21 protein-coding genes are annotated in these 21,449 nt (G+C 43.1%); 20 read left to right on the top strand and 1 reads right to left on the bottom strand.

The window, feature by feature from the left end:
* Positions 1–7: 7 nt before the first annotated feature.
* Entirely contained in the window at positions 8–1,198 is a 1,191-nt protein-coding gene (locus F463_RS0100540; RefSeq protein WP_245545088.1) for a GGDEF domain-containing protein, read from the bottom strand.
* 203 nt (positions 1,199–1,401) lie between these two features.
* Here F463_RS0100540 and F463_RS0100535 point away from each other — a divergent pair, with 203 nt between their 5' ends.
* From F463_RS0100535 to F463_RS0100430, 20 genes are all read left to right on the top strand, one after another.
* Positions 1,402–3,426, top strand: coding sequence for a UvrD-helicase domain-containing protein (locus F463_RS0100535; RefSeq protein WP_018985078.1), 2,025 nt, complete (start codon positions 1,402–1,404; stop codon positions 3,424–3,426).
* 106 nt (positions 3,427–3,532) lie between these two features.
* Positions 3,533–3,964, top strand: a complete 432-nt coding sequence (locus F463_RS0100530) for a nucleotidyltransferase substrate binding protein (RefSeq protein WP_018985077.1) — start codon at positions 3,533–3,535, stop codon at positions 3,962–3,964.
* A gap of 55 nt (positions 3,965–4,019) precedes the next feature.
* A complete protein-coding gene (locus F463_RS0100525; RefSeq protein ID WP_245545087.1) occupies positions 4,020–4,277 on the top strand; it encodes a nucleotidyltransferase family protein in 258 nt (85 codons plus the stop codon).
* A 335-nt stretch (positions 4,278–4,612) separates the two neighbouring features.
* The gene (locus F463_RS0100510) at positions 4,613–6,175 is read left to right on the top strand and encodes a hypothetical protein (protein ID WP_018985073.1); all 1,563 of its coding nucleotides are present in this window, start codon (positions 4,613–4,615) and stop codon (positions 6,173–6,175) included.
* A gap of 254 nt (positions 6,176–6,429) precedes the next feature.
* Positions 6,430–7,518, top strand: a complete 1,089-nt coding sequence (gmd, locus tag F463_RS0100505) for a GDP-mannose 4,6-dehydratase (protein ID WP_018985072.1) — start codon at positions 6,430–6,432, stop codon at positions 7,516–7,518.
* Positions 7,519–7,525: 7 nt separating this feature from the next.
* On the top strand, positions 7,526–8,446 hold the full coding sequence (locus tag F463_RS0100500) for a GDP-L-fucose synthase family protein (RefSeq protein ID WP_018985071.1): 921 nt from the start codon (positions 7,526–7,528) through the stop codon (positions 8,444–8,446).
* Positions 8,368–9,612 carry a DegT/DnrJ/EryC1/StrS family aminotransferase gene (locus tag F463_RS0100495; RefSeq protein ID WP_245545086.1) on the top strand — a complete coding sequence of 415 codons (1,245 nt, stop codon included), beginning with the start codon at positions 8,368–8,370 and terminating at the stop codon, positions 9,610–9,612. The genes F463_RS0100500 and F463_RS0100495 overlap by 79 nt, the downstream gene beginning before the upstream one ends.
* Before the next feature lie 9 nt (positions 9,613–9,621).
* Positions 9,622–10,392 (top strand): glucose-1-phosphate cytidylyltransferase, encoded by a 771-nt coding sequence (gene rfbF / locus F463_RS0100490; protein ID WP_018985069.1) that lies wholly within the window; start codon positions 9,622–9,624, stop codon positions 10,390–10,392.
* Positions 10,356–11,441, top strand: a complete 1,086-nt coding sequence (rfbG, locus tag F463_RS0100485) for a CDP-glucose 4,6-dehydratase (protein WP_018985068.1) — start codon at positions 10,356–10,358, stop codon at positions 11,439–11,441. Before rfbF ends, rfbG begins: the two co-directional genes overlap by 37 nt.
* Positions 11,442–11,453: 12 nt before the next feature.
* Positions 11,454–12,011, top strand: a complete 558-nt coding sequence (locus F463_RS13925; RefSeq protein WP_018985067.1) for a dTDP-4-dehydrorhamnose 3,5-epimerase family protein — start codon at positions 11,454–11,456, stop codon at positions 12,009–12,011.
* Complete coding sequence (locus tag F463_RS0100475; protein WP_018985066.1) at positions 12,008–13,234, top strand: class I SAM-dependent methyltransferase; 1,227 nt, start codon at positions 12,008–12,010, stop codon at positions 13,232–13,234. The genes F463_RS13925 and F463_RS0100475 overlap by 4 nt, the downstream gene beginning before the upstream one ends.
* 2 nt (positions 13,235–13,236) lie before the next feature.
* On the top strand, positions 13,237–13,725 hold the full coding sequence (locus tag F463_RS0100470) for an acyltransferase (RefSeq protein WP_018985065.1): 489 nt from the start codon (positions 13,237–13,239) through the stop codon (positions 13,723–13,725).
* Positions 13,713–14,546, top strand: coding sequence for an NAD-dependent epimerase/dehydratase family protein (locus tag F463_RS0100465; protein ID WP_018985064.1), 834 nt, complete (start codon positions 13,713–13,715; stop codon positions 14,544–14,546). The genes F463_RS0100470 and F463_RS0100465 overlap by 13 nt, the downstream gene beginning before the upstream one ends.
* Positions 14,543–15,322 carry a cephalosporin hydroxylase family protein gene (locus F463_RS0100460; protein WP_018985063.1) on the top strand — a complete coding sequence of 260 codons (780 nt, stop codon included), beginning with the start codon at positions 14,543–14,545 and terminating at the stop codon, positions 15,320–15,322. Before F463_RS0100465 ends, F463_RS0100460 begins: the two co-directional genes overlap by 4 nt.
* Positions 15,217–16,878 carry a lipopolysaccharide biosynthesis protein gene (locus tag F463_RS0100455; protein WP_081620766.1) on the top strand — a complete coding sequence of 554 codons (1,662 nt, stop codon included), beginning with the start codon at positions 15,217–15,219 and terminating at the stop codon, positions 16,876–16,878. Before F463_RS0100460 ends, F463_RS0100455 begins: the two co-directional genes overlap by 106 nt.
* A gap of 1 nt (position 16,879) precedes the next feature.
* Entirely contained in the window at positions 16,880–17,791 is a 912-nt protein-coding gene (locus tag F463_RS14540; protein ID WP_018985061.1) for a glycosyltransferase family 2 protein, read from the top strand.
* Between the two features lie 59 nt (positions 17,792–17,850).
* Entirely contained in the window at positions 17,851–18,687 is an 837-nt protein-coding gene (locus tag F463_RS0100445; protein WP_018985060.1) for an alpha-1,2-fucosyltransferase, read from the top strand.
* A gap of 11 nt (positions 18,688–18,698) precedes the next feature.
* Positions 18,699–19,631: an NAD-dependent epimerase/dehydratase family protein gene (locus tag F463_RS0100440; protein ID WP_018985059.1), complete on the top strand. Its 933-nt coding sequence runs from the start codon at positions 18,699–18,701 to the stop codon at positions 19,629–19,631.
* 2 nt (positions 19,632–19,633) lie between these two features.
* Positions 19,634–20,455 carry a glycosyltransferase family 2 protein gene (locus tag F463_RS13915; protein WP_051082002.1) on the top strand — a complete coding sequence of 274 codons (822 nt, stop codon included), beginning with the start codon at positions 19,634–19,636 and terminating at the stop codon, positions 20,453–20,455.
* A gap of 2 nt (positions 20,456–20,457) precedes the next feature.
* Positions 20,458–21,426 (top strand): NAD-dependent epimerase/dehydratase family protein, encoded by a 969-nt coding sequence (locus F463_RS0100430; RefSeq protein ID WP_018985057.1) that lies wholly within the window; start codon positions 20,458–20,460, stop codon positions 21,424–21,426.
* The last annotated feature ends 23 nt before the right edge of the window (positions 21,427–21,449 follow it).

Here is a 21,449-nt window from a genome sequence, read left to right as displayed (position 1 = left end):
AACATCTTTAAGCAATAAGACTGGCATGCCGTTTGGCAGGCTTACTTTCTTCCGCTGATTTGGCCTGTAATTGCTCAACATTACTGGCAATGCGATTACGGCCCTCTTTTTTGGCCTTATATAGGTTCTGATCAGCCGCAGAAAATAGCCCTTCGAGCACATAACCTACGGTCTCCGAACTGACTGCGCCAACACTGACCGTGCATTTGATGGCTTGTGTTTCGCTACGCATGCTTTCCACGCCGGCAATATTCACCGGGGTCACCTCAATAATACGGCGGATACGCTCCGCCAATATCATTGCTTCATGCTCACCCGTGTTGGGCATCAGGACACAAAACTCTTCTCCCCCATAGCGGCCAATCACATCGCCGCCACGTAATGCCGCGCGTATGGTGCCAGCACATGACTTGAGTACCACATCGCCTACCAAGTGGCCATAGACATCATTGACCTTTTTAAAATAGTCCAGGTCGACCATCAACATCCCCATGGGCAAGCGAAGGCGTTGTGAAACAGCCTGCATGCGCGTGGCAGCTTCCTGCAAGCCACGCCTGTTTAATACACCTGTCAAGCCATCCATGGTGGCAATCGCCTGCAATCCAGCCTGGGCGCGGACATGCATCACCAATAACATCAAACTGGTCACAGTCACCATCGACAGCATCATGATCGTGGTGAGATAGGCATGGATAGGCCAATGCGGAAATGTGTGCAAGTGACTGTCATCCGTTAACACGACCTTGACCGCAAGTACGGCCAGCATCAGGCTAACCAGAGCAAACAGGCTGCAACACAGCCAGAAAACGTGGGCCACAAAATCCTTGCCGTGGCCTACCAGGCTGCGCGTAGCATGCCCAAAGACATACATCAATGCCGTCAGATTGAACAACAGCAACCATCTGTCTGGCAGATACATATTAATCATTACAGCATTGCCAGCCAGCATCACCGTGATCACCACCAGGGTGCGGTAACGATAGACGCGATAGCCTCTAAGCAATCGAATACCGTTGGCGAACAGGCTCACACCGAGTGCAATAATCGTGACTGAGGTGGCAATATAAGCGCTATGACGGCCATATATCAATGACGTTTCTGAAAAGAAATAAACCGCCAGGCCCAAAGCAAAAACCAGCAATCCGCGCACCCAATGCATCACCAGGCTACGTTGCTGATAGGCGCCAAAAATCAGCAAGACCAGAACCTGCGTTAAGGTAAGTCCAATTGATGATAGAATGACACTGTTGAGATCAAACACAGGGACGGACAAAGTTTGTTTACCTGAGAAGCATATTACTATGGTTGACCAACTATACCCATTTAAATGAAGGGGTTAAATAGTCCATATAGGCTAATATTCCCTACCGCTTTGTTGTTTACCACATACCCTGAAGTCCCATGCAGCATCTTCTGAATCCTCCGCAACGCGAAGCCATCCATTACCTAGATGGACCTTTACTCGTATTGGCTGGCGCCGGTAGTGGTAAAACGCGGGTGATTACGCAAAAAATTGCCTACCTGATTAACCAGGCCGGTTATAAAGCCAGCCAGATCGCAGCGATTACCTTTACCAATAAGGCCGCCCGTGAAATGCAGGAACGTGTGACACCGCTGCTTGAGGGTAAAAGTGGCAAAGGCCTGACAGTGACCACCTTTCACTCCCTAGGCCTGCAAATCCTGCGCCAAGAAGCCGCCCTGCTCGGTTACAAACCTCAGTTCTCTATTCTTGATGCCTCGGACAGCTTTAAAATCCTCAGCGATATCTTGGCCACCACAGACAAACAACTGTTGCGCAAAACGCAATGGCAAATCTCCAGCTGGAAAAATGCGTTTGTGAACCCGGATCAAGCCAAATCGCAGGCGGATGAAGAACTCACGCATGCCGCCGCCCGCGTTTACCAGCTATACCAGCAAACTCTGCGTGCCTACCAGGCGGTGGATTTTGATGACCTGATCAAAGTCCCAGTCGAACTGTTTGATCAGCACAGCGACATGCTAGACAGATGGCAGCGCAAACTGCATTACCTGCTGATTGATGAGTACCAGGATACCAATGCCTGCCAGTACAGGCTGATTAAACAACTCACTGGCTTGCGAGGCCAGTTCACTGCTGTGGGCGACGACGACCAGGCCATTTACGGCTGGCGCGGTGCCGACGTGGAAAACCTGCGTCAATTAACTGTGGACTTCTCCAAGCTTAAAGTGATCAAACTGGAGCAAAACTACCGGTCAACGGTGCGTATTCTGCGTGCTGCCAACCACGTGATCGCCAACAACCCAAAACTGTTTGAGAAAAAACTTTGGAGCGAGCACGGCACAGGTGATCTGATTCATGTGACCGCGACGCAAAGTGAAGAACACGAAGCCGAAACCGTAGTGATGAAACTGCAGGCGCACAAATTCGAGCATCGTACAACGTATAAAGACTATGCGATCCTCTACCGCAGCAATCACCAGGCACGCATCATCGAGCAGTTTTTGCGTAACCACAAAATCCCCTACACTATTTCCGGCGGGCAATCTTTTTTTGACAAGGCTGAGATTAAAGACATCACCAGCTATTTACGCCTAATCGCCAACGAAGACGATGATCCGGCCTTTATCCGCGCCGCCACAACGCCAAAAAAAGGCATAGGCAATACCACCCTGGAACGGCTGGGCGAATATGCCAGCGCACACAAAATGTCGCTGTTCGCCGCAGCATTTGAAGGTGGCTTTCAACACGAAATCGGTGCCAAGCAACTCGATGACCTGCTCACCTTCTGCCGCTACATCCAAACCCTGCAAGCCCGCGCCGTCAAAGATCCCGCCAATGAAGTGCTCGGCGACCTGATAGCGGCCATTCAATATGAAAGCTATCTCTACGATGGCGAAGAAGCCCGATCCGCAGAAACGCGCTGGGGCAACGTTCAGGAATTTGTCGCCTGGCTCAGCAAAAAAGGCGAAGCCTCAACCGAATATGGCAATGAGTCTGATGGCAAAAACCTGCTCGAACTCACACAACTGGTTTCCCTCATCACCATGCTAGAAGGCCGTGAAGATGGCGAACCCGACGCGGTCAAACTCTCCACCCTGCACGCCTCCAAAGGCCTGGAGTACGGCCATGTCTTTTTAATCGGCTGCGAAGAAGGTATTCTTCCGCATACAAACTCTATAGACAGCGACCAGATCGAAGAAGAGCGCCGCCTCATGTATGTAGGCATTACCCGTGCCCAAAAATCACTCAACATTACCTGGTGCAAAAAACGCAAGCGCGCGGGAGAAATGCAAGCCTGCGAGCCCAGCCGATTTATTACTGAATTACCGAAAGATGATGTCAAGCACTTTGGCAACCCGTTTAATGGGCCGGATCAGGTATTGAGCAAAGACTATGGCAAAAGCAAGATGGCGAATATCAAGGCAATGCTGGCGGCCAAGCAATAGATGCAAGACCAATCCCTGTCTGTTAATATTCCTTCAAACACGCAATTTTATTGCAAATTTTCCGCACAAAAAATGCTATGTAGCCATGATGATTGGGGTTCAATAAATGACAGAGCATAACACTCAAAATTTACGCTGGGTGCAGCGATTAAACAACTATGAAAAAGCGCTTGAAAGCCTCACCGCCGCTATCGATTTGAGTAAAGAAAGAGCGTTATCTGACCTGGAAAAGCAAGGTTTAATTCAAGCATTTGAATTTACGCATGAGTTAGCTTGGAACGTCTTAAAAGACTATTTTGATTACCAAGGTACACAAAACATCACAGGCTCACGAGATGCAACGCGTGAAGCTTTTAGTAAAGGGCTGATTCTAGATGGTGAAGGATGGATGGCGATGATACAAAGTCGCAACAAAACATCGCATACTTATAACAAAGCTGTTGCGGAAGAAATCATTGAGGCGATACAAAACAGTTACTATGCTTTATTTGTAGCGCTCATGCATACACTCAAAAAGTTACAGTCAAATTTAGAATAGCAAATCAGTCATGATATTTGGACTACCCGATACCGCGATACACAAACTGAATGACGTGTTTAGTCAAGATGCGCGCATCAAGAGTGTCTGGCTATATGGTTCCAGAGCACTAGGTAGAGAAAAGCCAGCCTCTGACATTGATTTATGTATAGAAGCTGAAGCATTAAAGCTTAAAGATTTGCACCTGATTGAAAGAAAAATAGATGACCTATACCTACCGTGGAAAGTAGATTTATCTCTCAAACATCACATTGATAACCCTGCTCTAATTGCGCACATAGAGCAATTCGGCATTCGTTTTTTAAATCAATAAATAGACGCATAAAGCAAAAATATAAGCCTTCAACTCAGCCGATTTATTGCTCAGCTACCGAAAGATGATGTGAAGCATTTTGGCAACCCGTTTAATGGGCCGGATCAGGTATTAAGCAAGGACTATGGCAAAAGCAAAATGGCGAATATCAAGGCCATGCTGGCAGCTAAGCAATAGATGCAAGGCAGATCACTGTCTGGTGGTTATTTTTTGATGTTCAAATCATCACGCAGGGATAAGCTACTGCAAATACCAAAAGCGCAGTAAACTGCAATTCTTCTCTGATAAAAGTCCAAAATTAAATTTCATTGCATATTTTTTACTAAAAACGAAGCATGAACATCAAAAGCCTGTACCACCATCTGACAAAACTAAGTGACTTTTATAAAAACGCTATATTACTAACGTCAATGAGCATTTTTGCAATCTGGGTTATTAATATCCAGCATGGATGGATCACCAATGACTCGATTCTATATTTTGAAATGGCCAAGCATATTGCAAATGGTGATTTTCAAGCCGCTTATGATGTAGAAAAGTTTAGTTGGGGCTTCTATCCTGCCCTGATCGCCTTGGTGCACAAAATAACAGGCTTGGGTTTACATGCGTCTGCCAATCTATTGATTGTCGGCTTTTTTGTAGGCCTAGTGGGGGGACTGATGCGGTTGGTGCAAATTGCGGGCGGTAGCTGGCGCGAGCAATATTTGGCAGTATGTTTGCTCCTGGGAGCACGCTACATGGTTGGCGACATCATGCCCATGGTCAGCCGAGATCTAGGCTATTGGACCACTATGTTATGGGCAGTCAATTTTCTAGTTTTATATTATCAAAAAGCCAAACTTGCACATGCGTTTTATTGGCAAGGCTTTGCATTGATAGCTTTGTTGTTTCGGATTGAAGGTGCAGTCCAATTATTGGCATTGCCTCTATTCGGTTTATGTTTTACAACGCAAGCCCGCACATGGTGCCAAAGGTTAATGCCTTATGCGTTAGTGCTTTTGGGAGCATTCATATTGGCAACTATGCTGATTGCCAAAGGTGAAAGCCTGGATAACCTAGGGCGCATGAAAGAGCTGTTTACTGGATTGAGTGATATTCAATCTAATTTTTCACAAAATTTATCACACCGCGTAGAAATCATGCGCAATGATGTCATCGGTGAGCCGTTCAAAGAATATGCCTGGTTTACTTTTTTGTTAGCCTATCTTGCAATAGTGACCATCAAGTGTTTAAGTGTTGCAGGCTGGGCACCGACACTGTTATCAGTCACGCAATTCAACCGCATTAAATCAGTCTGCGAGCCAATTACTACTCGGTTTATCTTATGGTGTATGTTGCTGTCATGGGCAACAGGTTGCCTTATCGCATTTAAGGTTAACCTGCTTTCCGGCAGGTATGTGGGCTTATTTGGCATTGCACTCATCACTTTAGGCAGTTTTGCACTTTCTGCATTACTCAACCAACTCAGCGCTTGCAAATTAAGCAAGAAATCAAAATCGCTACTGGTTTTTGTCACAGGCTTAATAGTCATCGGCTTTATAGGTAGTGTTGCTCCCAAAAAACAGAGCTACTATTTTGAAATTGATGCTGTTCGTTATGTAAAACAAAAAATAAAACCTAACGAAAGTGTTCTTTACTCCTCGCCCAGGCAACGTTTTTATGCTGATGCACCTTACGAAGGCAGATACTATGATGAATGGGAGTATATACAAACTCGTATTCAAGATGGCCGTATCAATCAATTCAACCACCTCGTGATTCATCTCGATGCAACGCCAGAAAATCAATCTAAAGAACACTATCTAGCAACCCATTTAAGCCAATTTAAACTAGATAAAACATTTTACGGCCATAAAAATAAGAAACGCATTTTAGTTTTTAAAAAAGTAGTGGAGTAATTCGATGATTGGTAGATAAAACCTTATCTACTAAGGCATCCTTCAAGATACCTCATAGCTAGAAACGCCATAAAGCACATAGTAAATTCGTTTAACGGGCTATACCAATGACTTATCTTACAAAGAGAAAAGCAAGATGACTAAATTCAGGCGACGCCGACTAATAGGATGTCAAAAAAGCAATGGCGGTAGACGGGCAAGCCAAGATATGCGCATGTTATAATCCGTGCACTTTTTAACTCAGCAATTTAATCATGTCACAAAAAGTCGCTTTAATCACAGGTATCACTGGCCAAGATGGTGCATATCTGGCAGAGCTCTTATTGAACAAAGGCTATATTGTGCATGGCATCAAAAGACGCTCATCGTTGTTTAATACCGCCCGCGTGGACCATCTGTTTCACGATCCGCATGCTGAGGGCAAGCCGTTTTTCTTGCACCATGGCGACATGACAGACTCTTCGAGCCTGACCCACATTATCCAGAAAGTACAACCAGACGAAATTTACAATCTGGCCGCACAAAGCCATGTTGCAGTATCGTTTGAGGAACCAGAATATACCGCCAACTCTGATGCACTCGGTGCTTTGCGCATACTGGAAGCCATCCGCATTCTTGGGCTGACCAAGAAAACCCGCTTTTATCAGGCATCCACATCCGAGCTGTATGGTCTGGTGCAGGAAGTCCCGCAAAAAGAAACCACCCCGTTCTACCCGCGCAGCCCATATGCAGTTGCCAAACTCTATGCCTACTGGATTACTGTTAACTATCGTGAGGCATATGGCATTTATGCCTGCAATGGCATTTTGTTCAACCATGAAAGCCCCATCCGAGGCGAAACATTCGTCACCAGAAAAATAACGCGCGCACTGGCAAGAATCAAGCTAGGCTTACAGGACTGCCTGTATCTGGGCAATCTGGATGCAAAACGCGACTGGGGCCACGCCAAGGACTATGTCGAAATGCAATGGCTGATGCTGCAACAGGCCGCCCCTGAAGACTTCGTGATTGCAACCGGCGTGCAGTATAGTGTGCGTGATTTTGTCAATGCGGCTGCGAACGAACTCGACATGCACATTCAATGGCAGGGCAACGGCGTAGACGAAAAAGGCTACGATGACAGCGGCAAATGTATCGTTCAGGTCGATCCACGTTATTTCCGTCCAACTGAAGTTGAAACCTTGCTGGGCGACGCCTCCAAAGCAAGAGACAAACTGGGCTGGACACCCAAGATTTCATTTGCAAGCCTGGTCTTGGAAATGGTGCGTGAAGACTTGCGGATTGCAGAGCGTGACGAACTGGTCAAAAAACACGGATACGTCGTGCAAAACTATTTCGAGTAACTGACCCATGCGTATTTTACTTACTGGCGGCAGTGGGCTGGTTGGCAAGAATATCATCGATGCCTTTGCAAACACCGCATTTGAATGGCTGGCACCTTCCAGTCAAAAAATGAATCTGCTGGACTACGCGCAAACCAGCCAGGTGATTGCCGATTATCGGCCTGACCTGGTCATTCATGCTGCCGGATTGGTGGGTGGCATACAGGCAAACATGCGCGAACCGGTCAACTTTCTGGTGAAAAATCTCGACATGGGCCGCAATCTGCTGATGGCCTGCCTGCAACACCGCGTCTCACAAGTGCTGAATCTGGGCAGCTCCTGCATGTACCCGAGAAACCATGAAGCGCCACTGTCAGAAGACATGGTGCTCACTGGTGAACTGGAGCCGACCAACGAGGGCTATGCACTGGCCAAGATTGTAACAGCACGGCTGGCTGAGTACATACAACGCGAGCAGCCTGGCTTGCAATACAAAACGCTGATTCCATGCAATCTCTATGGCAGATACGACAAGTTTGATCCCAAACAGTCACATCTGATTCCGGCAATCATTCATAAAATTCACTTGGCCAAAACGCAGGGTGACGCAAATGTCGAGATATGGGGCAGTGGCGAGGCCAGACGCGAGTTCATGTATGCAGGCGATCTGGCCAATTTGATTGTGATGGCCGTCAGTCGCTTCAGCACATTACCAGCAACCATGAATGTTGGCCTGGGCTACGATTACACCATCAATGAATATTATCAGGCAGCGGCCGAGGTGATCGGCTTCCAAGGCGCGTTTGTCCATGACCTGAGCAAACCGGTTGGCATGGCGCGCAAACTGGTCAATATCGATAAACAAATAGCATGGGGCTGGCAACCGGGATACTCGCTGAAACAGGGCATCGCTCGCACCTACGATTATTATGTGAAGGAATTGCAATAATGTCTTTTAAATACCCTCTCGCCACCACCACCTGGGATGAGAAGGAAATCGCCGCCATGCACCGCGTGATCGACAGTGGCATGTTTACCATGGGCAGTCAGGTCAAAGCATTTGAGGAACAGTTTGCCAAATTTACCGGCAGCCAATATTCTATCATGGTCAATTCAGGCTCTTCCGCCAACCTGATCATGATTGCGGCCCTGTTCTACAGCAAAAACCCCGCGCATAGTCTTAAGCGCGGTGATGAAGTGATCGTGCCTGCCGTTTCATGGAGCACAACTTATTACCCGCTTTACCAGTACGGACTCAAGCTTAAATTTGTTGATATTGATCTGGAAACCCTCAATCTGGACATCGAACAACTCGAAGGCGCCATTACAGAAAATACTCGAGCGATCTTGGCTGTTAACCTGCTGGGCAATCCAAATGATTTCCAGCGTATAAAACAACTCATCAGTGGCAAGAATATTTTATTACTGGAGGACAATTGTGAGTCCTTGGGCGCTACTTTTGAAGGAAAACAAGCCGGCACATTTGGCGTAATGGGTACTTACAGCTCGTTTTTCAGCCATCACATTTCAACCATGGAAGGTGGACTGGTCGTCACGGATGATGAAGAGCTCTATCAAATAATGCTCTCGCTTCGCGCACACGGCTGGACCCGCAACTTGCCTAAACATAATCTGGTATGTGGTGAAAAGAGTGACGATCCTTTTGAAGAGTCATTCCGTTTTGTACTACCGGGCTTTAATCTACGCCCCCTCGAACTTTCAGGTGCCATCGGTATCCACCAAATTGAAAAATTACCCCGCCTGGTCAAGGCCAGAAGAGAAAATGCCAAGCTACTACAAAGGAGTCTTTCCAATCATCCTGAAATTATGATCCAGAAAGAAGTCGGAGAGAGTAGCTGGTTCGGCTTTAGCCTGGTTATAAGACCTGAAAGTGAACTGACACGCAAAGGGTTGATTGAAAAACTCAATAACCTGGGGTTTGAGTGCAGGCCAATTGTGGCAGGTAACTTTGCCAAGAATGAAGTCGTCAAATATTTTGACTCCAGTGTGCACGGACAGCTAAAAAATGCTGAGCACATTGACAAATTTGGCCTGTTTATAGGTAACCATCATTATAAGATTGATGAAGCGATTACGGCGTTATCTGAATTGTAAAGGCAAATTATGAAAGCAGTTATCTTAGCGGGTGGATTAGGTACCCGCATCAGTGAAGAAACTCACTTGAAGCCCAAGCCTATGATTGAAATCGGTGGCAAGCCAATACTATGGCATATCATGAAGCTGTATTCAGCTTACGGCATTAATGATTTCATCATTTGCTGCGGGTACAAAGGTTATGTTATTAAAGAGTATTTCGCCAATTACTTTCTGCACATGTCAGATGTGACATTTGATATGTCTAATAACAGCATGCAAGTGCATCAGCGTAATGCAGAACCCTGGAAAGTCACACTAGTGGACACTGGCGAGCAAACTTTAACCGGTGGCCGTCTTAAGCGCGTCGCAGAATATATCAAAAACGAAGAAGCGTTCTGTTTCACTTACGGGGATGGCTTGTCAAACGTTAATATCACCGAGCTGGTTAAATTTCACAAACAACATGGCAAACTGGCAACTGTCACAGGTGTTCAACCACCCGGTAGATACGGTGCGCTCGAGTTAAACGAGAATCAGGTCACAGGCTTTGCCGAGAAACCTAAAGGTGATGGCGGTTGGATCAATGGGGGCTTTTTTGTACTATCACCACAATGTATTGACTATATTGAAAACGACCAATCAAGCTGGGAAGGTTCCCCTCTGATGCATCTGGCTCAAACAGGTCAGCTGATGGCTTATGAGCATGAAGGATTCTGGCAACCCATGGACACCCTGCGAGAAAAAACACTACTTGAGTCTTTATGGGCCAGCGGCGAAGCACCTTGGAAAGTGTGGTAACAGTGCACGAGTTCTGGCAAAACAAGCGGGTATTCCTGACTGGTCACACGGGCTTTAAAGGCAGCTGGCTCGCCCTGTGGCTGCACTCGTTGGGTGCAAAAGTCTATGGTTATGCGTTGCCTCCCAGTACCACACCTGCACTATTTGAGGCCGCTAATATAAAACCTTTATTAAGCGGTCATACGCTGGCTGACATACGTGATTACACTGCGTTGTCTGTGGCCATTACTGGAGCAGAGCCAGAGATCGTGTTTCATTTGGCCGCACAACCGCTAGTACGCCTTTCCTATCTCGATCCGATTGAAACCTTTTCCACGAATGTCATGGGTACGGTTAATCTACTTGAGGCTCTCAGGCAGTCTACTCATGTCAAAGCTGTCGTGAATATCACCACAGATAAGTGCTATGAGAACAAGGAGTGGGTGTGGGCCTATCGAGAAAATGAGCCCATGGGTGGTCATGATCCCTATTCCAGCAGCAAAGGTTGTGCAGAGCTTGTCACTGCCTCTTATCGCAATTCGTTTTATGAAAGTGCAGGAATTGGCTTGGCCTCTGCGAGAGCTGGTAATGTCATCGGTGGTGGTGACTGGTCTAACGACAGATTGATCCCTGACTTTCTGCGTGCAATTGTTGCACAGGAGACGCTTAAGATACGCTCACCCCACGCAACCCGCCCTTGGCAACATGTGTTGGAACCGCTTAAAGGTTATTTGCTGTTGGCACAAGCCCTGTATCAAGAACCGCAAAAATATGCGTCGGCTTGGAATTTCGGGCCGCATGATCAGGATGCCAAAGAGGTGGCCTGGATTGTAGACAAACTAGCTACCTACATGCCTGGAACTCGCTGGGAAATAGATGCCAAGCCGCAACCACATGAAGCTAATTTATTAAAACTGGATAGCAGCAAAGCGCGACAGTACCTTAAATGGCAACCTGTGTGGGACCTTGAAATGGCCTTACAGAAAATTGCTGAATGGCATCTTGCCTGGCATGCACAGCAAGACATGCAGGCCGTCTGCCTTGCCCAAATCGCTGCATATCAGGCATAAGGCAAGAATATCATGGAGCGTTTTCGCTTTCGTCCTACTCCGCTTACTGGTTTGACGGTCATTGAGCGCACCTGTATTGAAGACAGCAGGGGTTTCCTGAGCCGCTTCTTTTGTCAGGAAACCATGTCAAGGCTGGGAATGAAACCGATCCAGCAAATCAATCACACCTTGACCAGAAAAGCCGGTGCGATCCGCGGCATGCATTTTCAACATCCGCCTGCCGCCGAGATCAAAATTGTCAGTTGCCTTCAGGGTCGCATTCTGGATGTCGCCGTCGATTTACGCGCTGGCTCCCCTACTTTTTTACAATGGTTTTCCGCTGAATTAAGTCGCGAAAACCAGTACAGCCTTTTCATTCCAGAAGGGTTTGCTCACGGCTTTCAAACATTAACTAAAAATTGTGAACTGCTTTACTTGCACACAGTAAACTACTCGCCTACACATGAAGCTGGATTAAACCCGCTAGATCCGCTGCTGGCAATTACCTGGCCGCTGGATGTCAGCGAGATTTCAGCTAGAGACCAAGCGCATCCTATGCTAGACTCCAACTTCAAAGGAATTGAAGTATGAAATGTCGTCATTGCGATCACGAAGTTAAACATGCATTTGCGGACCTTGGAAGTTCTCCGCCCTCCAACGCCTACCTCACCAAAGCCGCACTTAACAAACCTGAAAAGTGGTTTCCACTCAAAGTGATGGTCTGTGATCAGTGCTGGCTGGTGCAAACCGAAGACTTTGCTGACGCGCATGAACTATTTGATGCCGATTATGCCTACTTCAGTTCGTTCTCCAGCTCCTGGTTGAATCATGTCGATGTTTATGTGCAGGCGATGATCACCCGCTTCCAACTGAATGCAAGCTCCAAGGTAGTTGAAGTAGCGGCCAATGATGGCTATCTACTGCAATATGTCAAAGCTAAAAATATCCCATGTCTAGGCGTAGAACCTACCCATAGCACCGCTGTAGCTGCCAGAGACAAAGGCATAGAAATTGTCGAGTCATTCTTTGGTGTTGCATTGGCAAAAGAGCTGGTTGCAACAGGCCATCAAGCAGACCTGACTGCGGCAAATAATGTGCTTGCTCATGTGCCAGACATTAATGATTTTGTCAGCGGATTCACGCACCTGCTCAAACCCAATGGCGTTTCAACCTTTGAGTTTCCCCATCTGGTGAATCTGGTACAACAAAACCAGTTCGATACCATCTACCACGAACACTTTTCATACTTGTCTTTAACGAGCGTTAAAGCTGTTTTTGAGAAAAATGGACTAGAAGTATTTGATGTAGAGGAAATCCCGACTCACGGCGGCAGCCTGCGTGTGTATGCTCAACGCGCAGATACCGGCAGTCACCTTAAAACCGCTCGCCTGCAAGACCTGTTGGCTAAAGAGAGTTCTGCTGGCGTCGACAGCATAGCCTTTTATGAAAACTTCCAGGAAAAAGTAAATCACATCAAAGATGAACTAATTATTTTTTTAACCGAAGCTAAGCGCGCAGGAAAAAAAGTTATTGCCTATGGTGCTGCTGCAAAAGGCAATACATTATTAAATTTCGCCGGTATTCGTCCGGATTTATTACCGTGCGTGGTCGACAAAAACCCGGCCAAGCAAAACAAATTCATGCCTGGCAGCCGTATTCCCATTACAAGTGAAGAAGTAATCCATACACAAAAACCGGACTATATACTGATTCTGCCATGGAATATTAAATCCGAAGTGATCGCGCAATTAAGTTATACCAAAGCATGGTCAGCAAAATTTGTGACTGCTATTCCGAAGTTAACAACGCAATAAATATGTTAGATATCCATACCTCAGCATATATATCTAATTTAGCTGACATCGAGGACTCTAAAAGAGGTAGCCTTATCAGAATAGGTGCTAACTCAACCATAGATAGCTTCGTTAAAATAAAACCAGCTGGTGGAAATGGCAATCTGATTATAGGTGAACATTCCGTTATAAACTCTGGTTGTGTACTTTATACAGGTAACGGAATAAATATTGGCAATCATGTCGCTATTGCTGCCAATACCACTTTAGCTCCAGTAAATCATGCTTATGAAAACAAAAACATCCTAATTACAAAACAAGGTTTTATGCCATCTAAAAGTGGTATCACCATTGAAGATGATGTCTGGATTGGCGCAAATTGCGTTGTTCTGGATGGAGCAATTTTAAGAACTGGCTGCGTTATTGCTGCTGGCTCTATTGTTCGTGGAGAAATCCCTGCCTACTCCGTGAATGCTGGCACTCCTCTGAGAGTTATTAAGTGGCGAAAATAAAATTCACAATTCTGGGCGCTTCTGGCTTTATTGGGAGTAATCTCAGAGAATATTTAGCTTCTAAAAGGTATCAAGTGAATACACCTGATAGAGACTTTTGGACCAATATTGAAAAACAAAAACAAAAAGAAAATTTAGGTCATGTTATTTATTGCATTGGCATGACTGCTAATTTCAGAACGAACCTCACAGGCACAATAGATTCGCACATTACATTGCTTAATCAACTGATAAAGCAATGTCAATTTGAGTCAATTACTTACCTATCAAGTACACGTGTTTATGAGGGCGCCTCACATACAGCCGAAGACACGATGCTACAAGTAAACCCCGCAAAGTCAGGGCAAGTTTACAATATCAGCAAATTGGCCGCTGAAAGCCTCTGCATCTCTACAAGTTCTAAAGCAAAAATCATAAGACTTTCGAACGTATATGGGCAGGATAATAAAAGTAAAAACTTCCTCTCTTCAGTTTTACAACAATCAGCTAGCGATGGCGCGGTTACCTTTCAAACTTCGCCAAGCTCTTCAAAGGATTTTGTTTCGATTAATGATGTTGTTAAACTTATCCACTTAATTTCACTAGAAGGTAAAAGTGCAATTTACAATGTTGCATCTGGCGAAAATACAGCAAACCAATTGATATCCGACTTTTTAACATCTCGTAAAATAATTACACAATATGAGAAAAATGCCCCAGAGTGGAAATTTGAACCAATAGATAATAAGAAAATTAGAAGCGAATTTGGAGTCTCTCTACAGCGGTTGGAAAACAATCTACCCAGTCTTTTTGACTACTACACAAAAAAGGTTAGCAAATGAACCCCATTGAACAGTTCGAGCTTGAAAAAGCACAAAGAATTAACCAGCTCAGTAACGACAATCCTTTCAAGGAATTATCTAGAAACTGGGTTGAACAAAGTATGAGAAAGTCGTATGTCTACAACTTCTCATGGATGGGGAGACCTGTAATTCAATACCCTCAAGACATGATTGCAATGCAAGAACTAGTATGGGAAGTCAAACCAGACCTAATCATTGAAACAGGAATTGCTCACGGTGGTTCATTAATAATGAATGCATCCTACTTAGCCATGCTTGACTTTTGTGACTCCCTTGAATCAGGCACACCACTAGACCCAAAAGCACCGAAACGCCGTGTTTTGGGACTAGATATTGACATTCGTGAGCATAATAGAAAAGCCATTGAAGCGCACCCCATGTCGCATAGAATCGATATGATTCAAGGATCATCGATTGACTCAACAACGATTGAACAGGTAAAGAGTTATTCTAAAAACTTTCAGAGAATTCTTGTTTGTCTAGATTCAAACCATACCCATGATCACGTTCTGGCAGAATTAAATGCTTATGCATCACTTGTATCAATAGGCAGTTATTGTGTGGTTTTTGACACTTTTGTTGAGGATGTCCCAAAGGATGTATTCACGAACCGCCCATGGGAACCAGGTAACAATCCTAAAACTGCTGTATGGGACTTTTTAGACAACAATCAAAACTTCAGCATAGACAAAACAATCGAAAACAAATTACAGATCACCGTCGCACCGGATGGTTTCTTGAAAAGAATTCGCTAATTTCATCGTTAACTAAATTGTCATTAAAGAGAAATGTAATTGCCAACTTTCTAGGCCAAGGCTGGACTGCAATAATGGGTCTGGCTTTTATTCCTTTTTACATCAAGTATCTCGGCGTAGAGGCTTATGGGCTGATTGGTTTTTATGCGGGCATGCAAGCTTTGCTGACATTGCTGGATATGGGAATGACGCCAACGCTAAACCGGGAGATGGCTAGATTTTCAATAGGAGCTCACACTTCTCAATCAATTCATGATCTTCTACGGAGCCTAGAGATTATATGCTTATGCTTATCCTCACTGATTGCTTTATCTCTATGGGCAGGCTCTGGGTATTTATCAACTAAATGGTTAAAGGTAAATAATCTACCAATTGAACAGGTATCACAAGCAATTTCAATCTTTGGACTGGTGTTGGCTTTACGTTTTGTGGAGGGAATATACCGTGGCTCGCTGTTTGGTTTGCAACTTCAAGTTTTCTACAACGTTGCTAATGCCATCCTAGCTACTCTGCGTTATGGAGGCGCAGTCGTCCTGCTTGCTTTTGTTTCTCCTACCATCAAGGCCTTCTTTTTTTGGCAAGCCGGAATTTCATTGCTCACTATTTTTGTTTTCGCATTAGCTGTGAAAAAATCCTTACCTCCCGGGGATAGGCGACCAAAATTTAAAGTAGAAGCTATTGATGAAATCTGGAAGTTTGCCGGTGGCGTAATGCTGGTAACATTATTGGGCATATTACTGACACAGGTAGATAAAGTATTGTTATCTAGATTGCTCTCTTTAGAGTCATTTGGATACTACACCCTTGCTACAACATTAGCAGGGGTTACTTACATGGCGGTAACACCAATTACAAGAGCATTTTATCCGAGCTTAGTAGCCCATTACACAAATAACAACCTGAATCTCTTAGCATCTAAATACCACCAGGGTACACAGTTGGTAACCTTGTTTACAGCAACACCAGTGTTACTTATTTCCTTTTTTCCTAAAGAGCTTATATTTATATGGTCTGGTGATGGAACTCTGGGTGAGAGGGTTGCGCCAATTCTATCTGTTTTTGCGGTAGGTGTATTTTTAAACGGATTGATGTATATGCCTGTGCAATTACAACTGGCGCATGGCTGGGTTAGCCTAAGTGTCAAAACAAATCTTTCAGCAGTTGCAGTACTTCTCCCCGCATTATTTTGGGTTGTTCCAATTTACGGAACTTTAGGTGCGGCTTGGGTTTGGGTTGTACTAAATATAGGGTATGTGTTGTTTTCAATACAATTTATGCATAGAAAATTACTGATTTCTGAAAAGTGGAACTGGTATTGGTATGACTTTTTCTTACCAGCCATCGGCCCTTTGGTCATCGTTCTAATTGCAAAATGGGGGCATGCAACGAATTATCAAAATCGCTTTAGCGAGTGTGTGTTTTTAATGACTGTTGGAGCACTTGCATTTGCTGTATCAATGGCGTCTGCCAATCAAATAAGGGCAAAAATATTCTGGCAGATCAAGAATTGCCAGTTAATACTTTGTCGTGTGATCAGGCTTAGATTTGGAAAGTAGTATGAATCATATACACGCAAAAAATGTGCTCCCACTTATAAGTGTTGGAATCCCCACATTTAATCGCCCTGAAAGCTTACGTAGGGTATTACTCGAGATCAATCAACAGACCTATAAAAATCTGGAGATTATCGTTTCTGATAATGCATCAACTGGCAGTGAAACAGAAAATATTGTGCGCAAGGTAATGCAAAATGACTCGCGAGTAAGGTATATCAAACAACCTAAGAACATCGGGCCAGTTCATAACTTTCAATTTGTTTTAATGCAAGCTACCGGCGAATACTTCATGTGGGCTGCTGATGATGATTGGCATGATCAAAAATTTGTGGAGGTGTTATACCAAAATTTGATGACTGACACATCAGCGGTTGTTTCTTTTTGTAATTTTGACTCAAGAGATGAACATGGCAATCCAATACTTGTATATCCGAACTTTTACAACACCCTCAAAGGGATGTGCTACTGTTCAAATTTTATCAGACAAGTACAGTTTTTTTTATTAAGAGAAGGATCTGCAAAACCGCATCCCATTTATGGCCTTATCCGGCGACAGAATTTACTAGGATTTTCATGGACTACTTTTGTTGAAAAATATGGATGGTATGCCTCAGATGTGTTATTTGTATTTTATTTAATGACCCAAGGAAGACTTGTACTAACCGAGCAAAAACTTTTTGGGTGTACTGTAGGTAATTATAAAAGTTATGATGCTCTTAACAATAACTGGAATTTGTCGAAATATTACAAGTTTATGCGCGAGCAATTCAGATATATCAATGGATACTTTAAAATCTCCAAAGGCTTAACCAAAGCCACAATCATTGTACTTTCTCCGATAAAGCTTTTCGAAATTACTTTTTTACTTCATGTAAGATACTGCTATAAAAAAATAAAAAAATCTCTAATATAAATTTTATTAACTCTTAATAAATGATCATAACAAAGATTATCGGGGGCTTAGGCAACCAAATGTTCCAGTATGCAATGGGCTTGAGTCTTGCCGAAAACAATCAAACGCCCCTCAAGCTAGATTTATCTCAATTTACTGACTATAAACTGCACAATGGTTTTGAACTCAGCAAAGTTTTTAATTGCAGTGCCGAAACAGCAAGTGTTACACAAATAGAAACGCTTCTGGGAATTTGTAAATACAGTTTTATCAGACGAATTTTAAAGAACACATATTTAAAGAACTTAAGGCCAGCGCAATATGTTGTTGAACCATTTTTCGGTTACTGGGATGGAGTCAATTTTTTGGGGGATAACGTTTACCTTGAGGGCTATTGGCAAAGCCAAAAGTATTTTATAGACTATGAAAGTACGATTAGAACTCACTTTACTTTTAAAAACATATTAAGTGGTGAGAACTTAAAACTATCAGATCGAATAAAAGGATCGAATTCAGTTAGTTTGCACATAAGAAGAGGTGATTATGTTACAAACAAAAATAATGCATTTATTGGCACCTGCTCTTTGATTTATTATCAAAATGCGATTGAGTACTTCTCAACAAAAATTGCCGATCCGATTTTTTTTATTTTCTCAGATGATATAACGTGGGCAAAATCTAATTTAAGATTAGCAAACGAGCATTATTTTGTAGGTCACAATCAAGGTGAAGATAGTCATTTCGACATGCAATTAATGAGTTTATGTAAGCACCATATTATTGCTAATAGCTCATTTAGTTGGTGGGGTGCATGGTTGAATCCTAGCAAGGATAAAATCATTATTGCCCCCAAAAAATGGTTTGCGAGTGGTCTAAATGACCAAGATTTAGTCCCCAAAGACTGGTTAAGAATTTAAACGGACGTGAATTGAAAGTCTTATTAATAGGCGGCAACGGTTTTATTGGAGCTAAACTAGCTCTTGTACTGCACTCAAAAGGTCATCAGGTTACAGTGATTGGGCGTAATGTAAACAAAAAACCATCCTTATCAAAAGGAATTCAATATTTTTCTGGTGATTTTGGTGATATTGACTTTATTGCACCATTTGTAGAGTCACATGATGAAATTGTGCATTTAGCTTATGCTTCTGTACCTAACACTTCTTTTGAAAACCCTTTATTGGACTTGCAAGAGAACTTGACTCCATCAGTTCAATTGTTTCTTGTCACAGCGAAGTTAAAAAAGAAGCTATTACTAATTTCTTCAGGCGGGACTATCTACGGCGAGGCCTCATTTACCCCCATATCGGAAGTACACCCCAAACATCCGATTTCTCCATATGGTTTAACAAAACTCACCCTAGAAAACTATGCTTACTTATATGGCAGGACACATGGGCTTGATTTTAAAGTTATTCGGCCAGCAAATGCTTATGGTCCAGGACAAATCCCATTTAAAGGACAAGGTTTCATTGCCACTGCAATCGCTTCAGCAAAATTAGGTAAACCAGTTAATATTTTTGGTGTGAATGGTACAGTCAGAGACTATATTTACATTGACGATCTAGCAGAGGCAATTTTACTGTGCCTTGAAAGAGGTAAAACAGGAGAGTCATACAATATTGGTACCAGTGTGGGCTTTAACAATTTGGAACTAATAAATAAGTTGAATCACCTTTTGAAAAAATTCGAATTGCCCATGGTATCAGTGACTCATTTCCCTGGTCGTCCGTTCGACGTTAAGTGCAACATTTTAGACTATGCAAAGTTTAATCGGCACACCGGCTGGAAACCCTCTATCAGCCTAGACGAAGGACTTGAGCGTACAATCCGAGAAAATCAAAATAATTTGTTTAATTAAGAATGAATCAACCGTTGATTTCAATCGGCATGCCGATCTATAACCCTGGCCAGCTATTACGAGAGGCAATTCAATCCATCCTGAACCAAACGCATCAAAACTGGGAGCTTTTAATTGTTGATGATGACTCTACAGACCGCGAATTAGAAAACATTGAAGCAAGCGGGCTATTAAATGATAGTCGAATAAAAATCTATAAAAACGAGCAAAACATAGGTTTAGCCGCCAGCCTCAATAAATGTATTGAACTTGCGAAAGGTGAATACTTCGCAAGGATGGATCAGGATGACATTTCTTTACCTAATAGGCTAGAAGCGCAACTGGCTTTTTTAACGTCTCATCCGCAGGTAGATTTACTGGCCACCAGAGTAAATACAATAAACTTTAAAGGCAAAGTTGTAGGTAAACTTCCTTTTGCAATTACGCATGAAGATCTTTGCGCAAAACCCTGGCGAAGCTTTTATATGCCTCACCCCAGTTGGATGGGGAAAATGGAGTGGTTTAAACAACACCTTTATAAAGTACCTCAATCTTATTATTCTGAAGATTTTGAATTACTCCTTAGAAGCCATTCAACCAGCAGATTTTACTGCTTAAATTCTGTACTACTTCATTACAGAATAAAAAATAAGATTAATTATGTGAATACACTCAAAGCTTACAAAACAATATTTAAATTGCAAATTTGTTATTTTTTTAAAACAAAAAAACTTTGGTTTATTGTTTTGGCAGGAACCTGTTTTTTATCTCGACTACTAAATATTTCATTACTTTTTATCCGCCAATCTATATTACAGATTAAGCAAAAAATATCTAGAATTTAAGCATGAAAACGCTAATTACAGGTAGTAACGGTTTTATAGGTAGACATTTAACTAAACGCTTGTCAAATCAAGGTTTTGATTTAAAGCTATTATCTAGAAAATCATTTCAGGATGATTGCCAAAAGAATATTGAAATAATTAATGGGGATTTAACAGATCCGAACCTAGCAGATTCCAGTACTCTTGTGGACGATTGTGAGGTTGTCTTTCACTTAGCAGGTGAAACTACTGACGAATCTAAGATGTATGGTCTTCATGTAAATGGAACAGAAACACTTCTCCAACAAGTTAGAAACAGTTATGCTTTAAATCAGCGAAAAATTCATTGGATTCAACTAAGTAGTTGTGGGGCATATGGTGCCAGCAAATTAAATACAGGCATTCCTATAATCATCACGGAGCTAACTCGGACTGCCCCCCAAAACATCTACGAATCCACAAAGACCATTGCGGATGATTTGATCATAGACTTCGCAAAAAATAATGATTGGTTTAGATATACCATCATTAGACCAAGTATCGTTTTTGGTGATGGTATGCAAAGCAATACCTTACAAAAAATGGCTAAACTAATGAAAGTCGGAGTCTGGTTACCATATCATCCACTTGCAACTGCAAATTACGTATATATAGATGATGTGATTGAGGCAATTGATCGTTGTATAACTAATCCAGCGGCTCTTAATCAAACTTTTATTGTGGCGAATGATTGTGAAATGTCGCAATTTATGGATGGGATACTAGCGGGCTTATACGATTCAGAATCATTGAAGTTTATTAATAGACGCTTGGGATATCTAAGTAGCAGACTGATAAACGCTCTACCTCAAAGTACTTTTAACCTTTACAAGCTATCAGTTCTCTCACGCCACATTCATTTCTCTAGCAATCACATCAAACAAAAACTTAACTGGTCACCAGCCACGCCTGTTCCAGAACAAATTAAAAAGTTTGTACGTAGTTTGAAATGAAAAAAATCTGCTTTGTATTAACT

Source organism: Methylophilus methylotrophus DSM 46235 = ATCC 53528 (assembly GCF_000378225.1).
GTDB classification, from domain to species: Bacteria; Pseudomonadota; Gammaproteobacteria; order Burkholderiales; family Methylophilaceae; genus Methylophilus; species Methylophilus methylotrophus.
The sequence above is the reverse complement of the archived record's forward strand: the minus strand, read 5'-3'. Positions and strand labels throughout refer to the sequence as shown.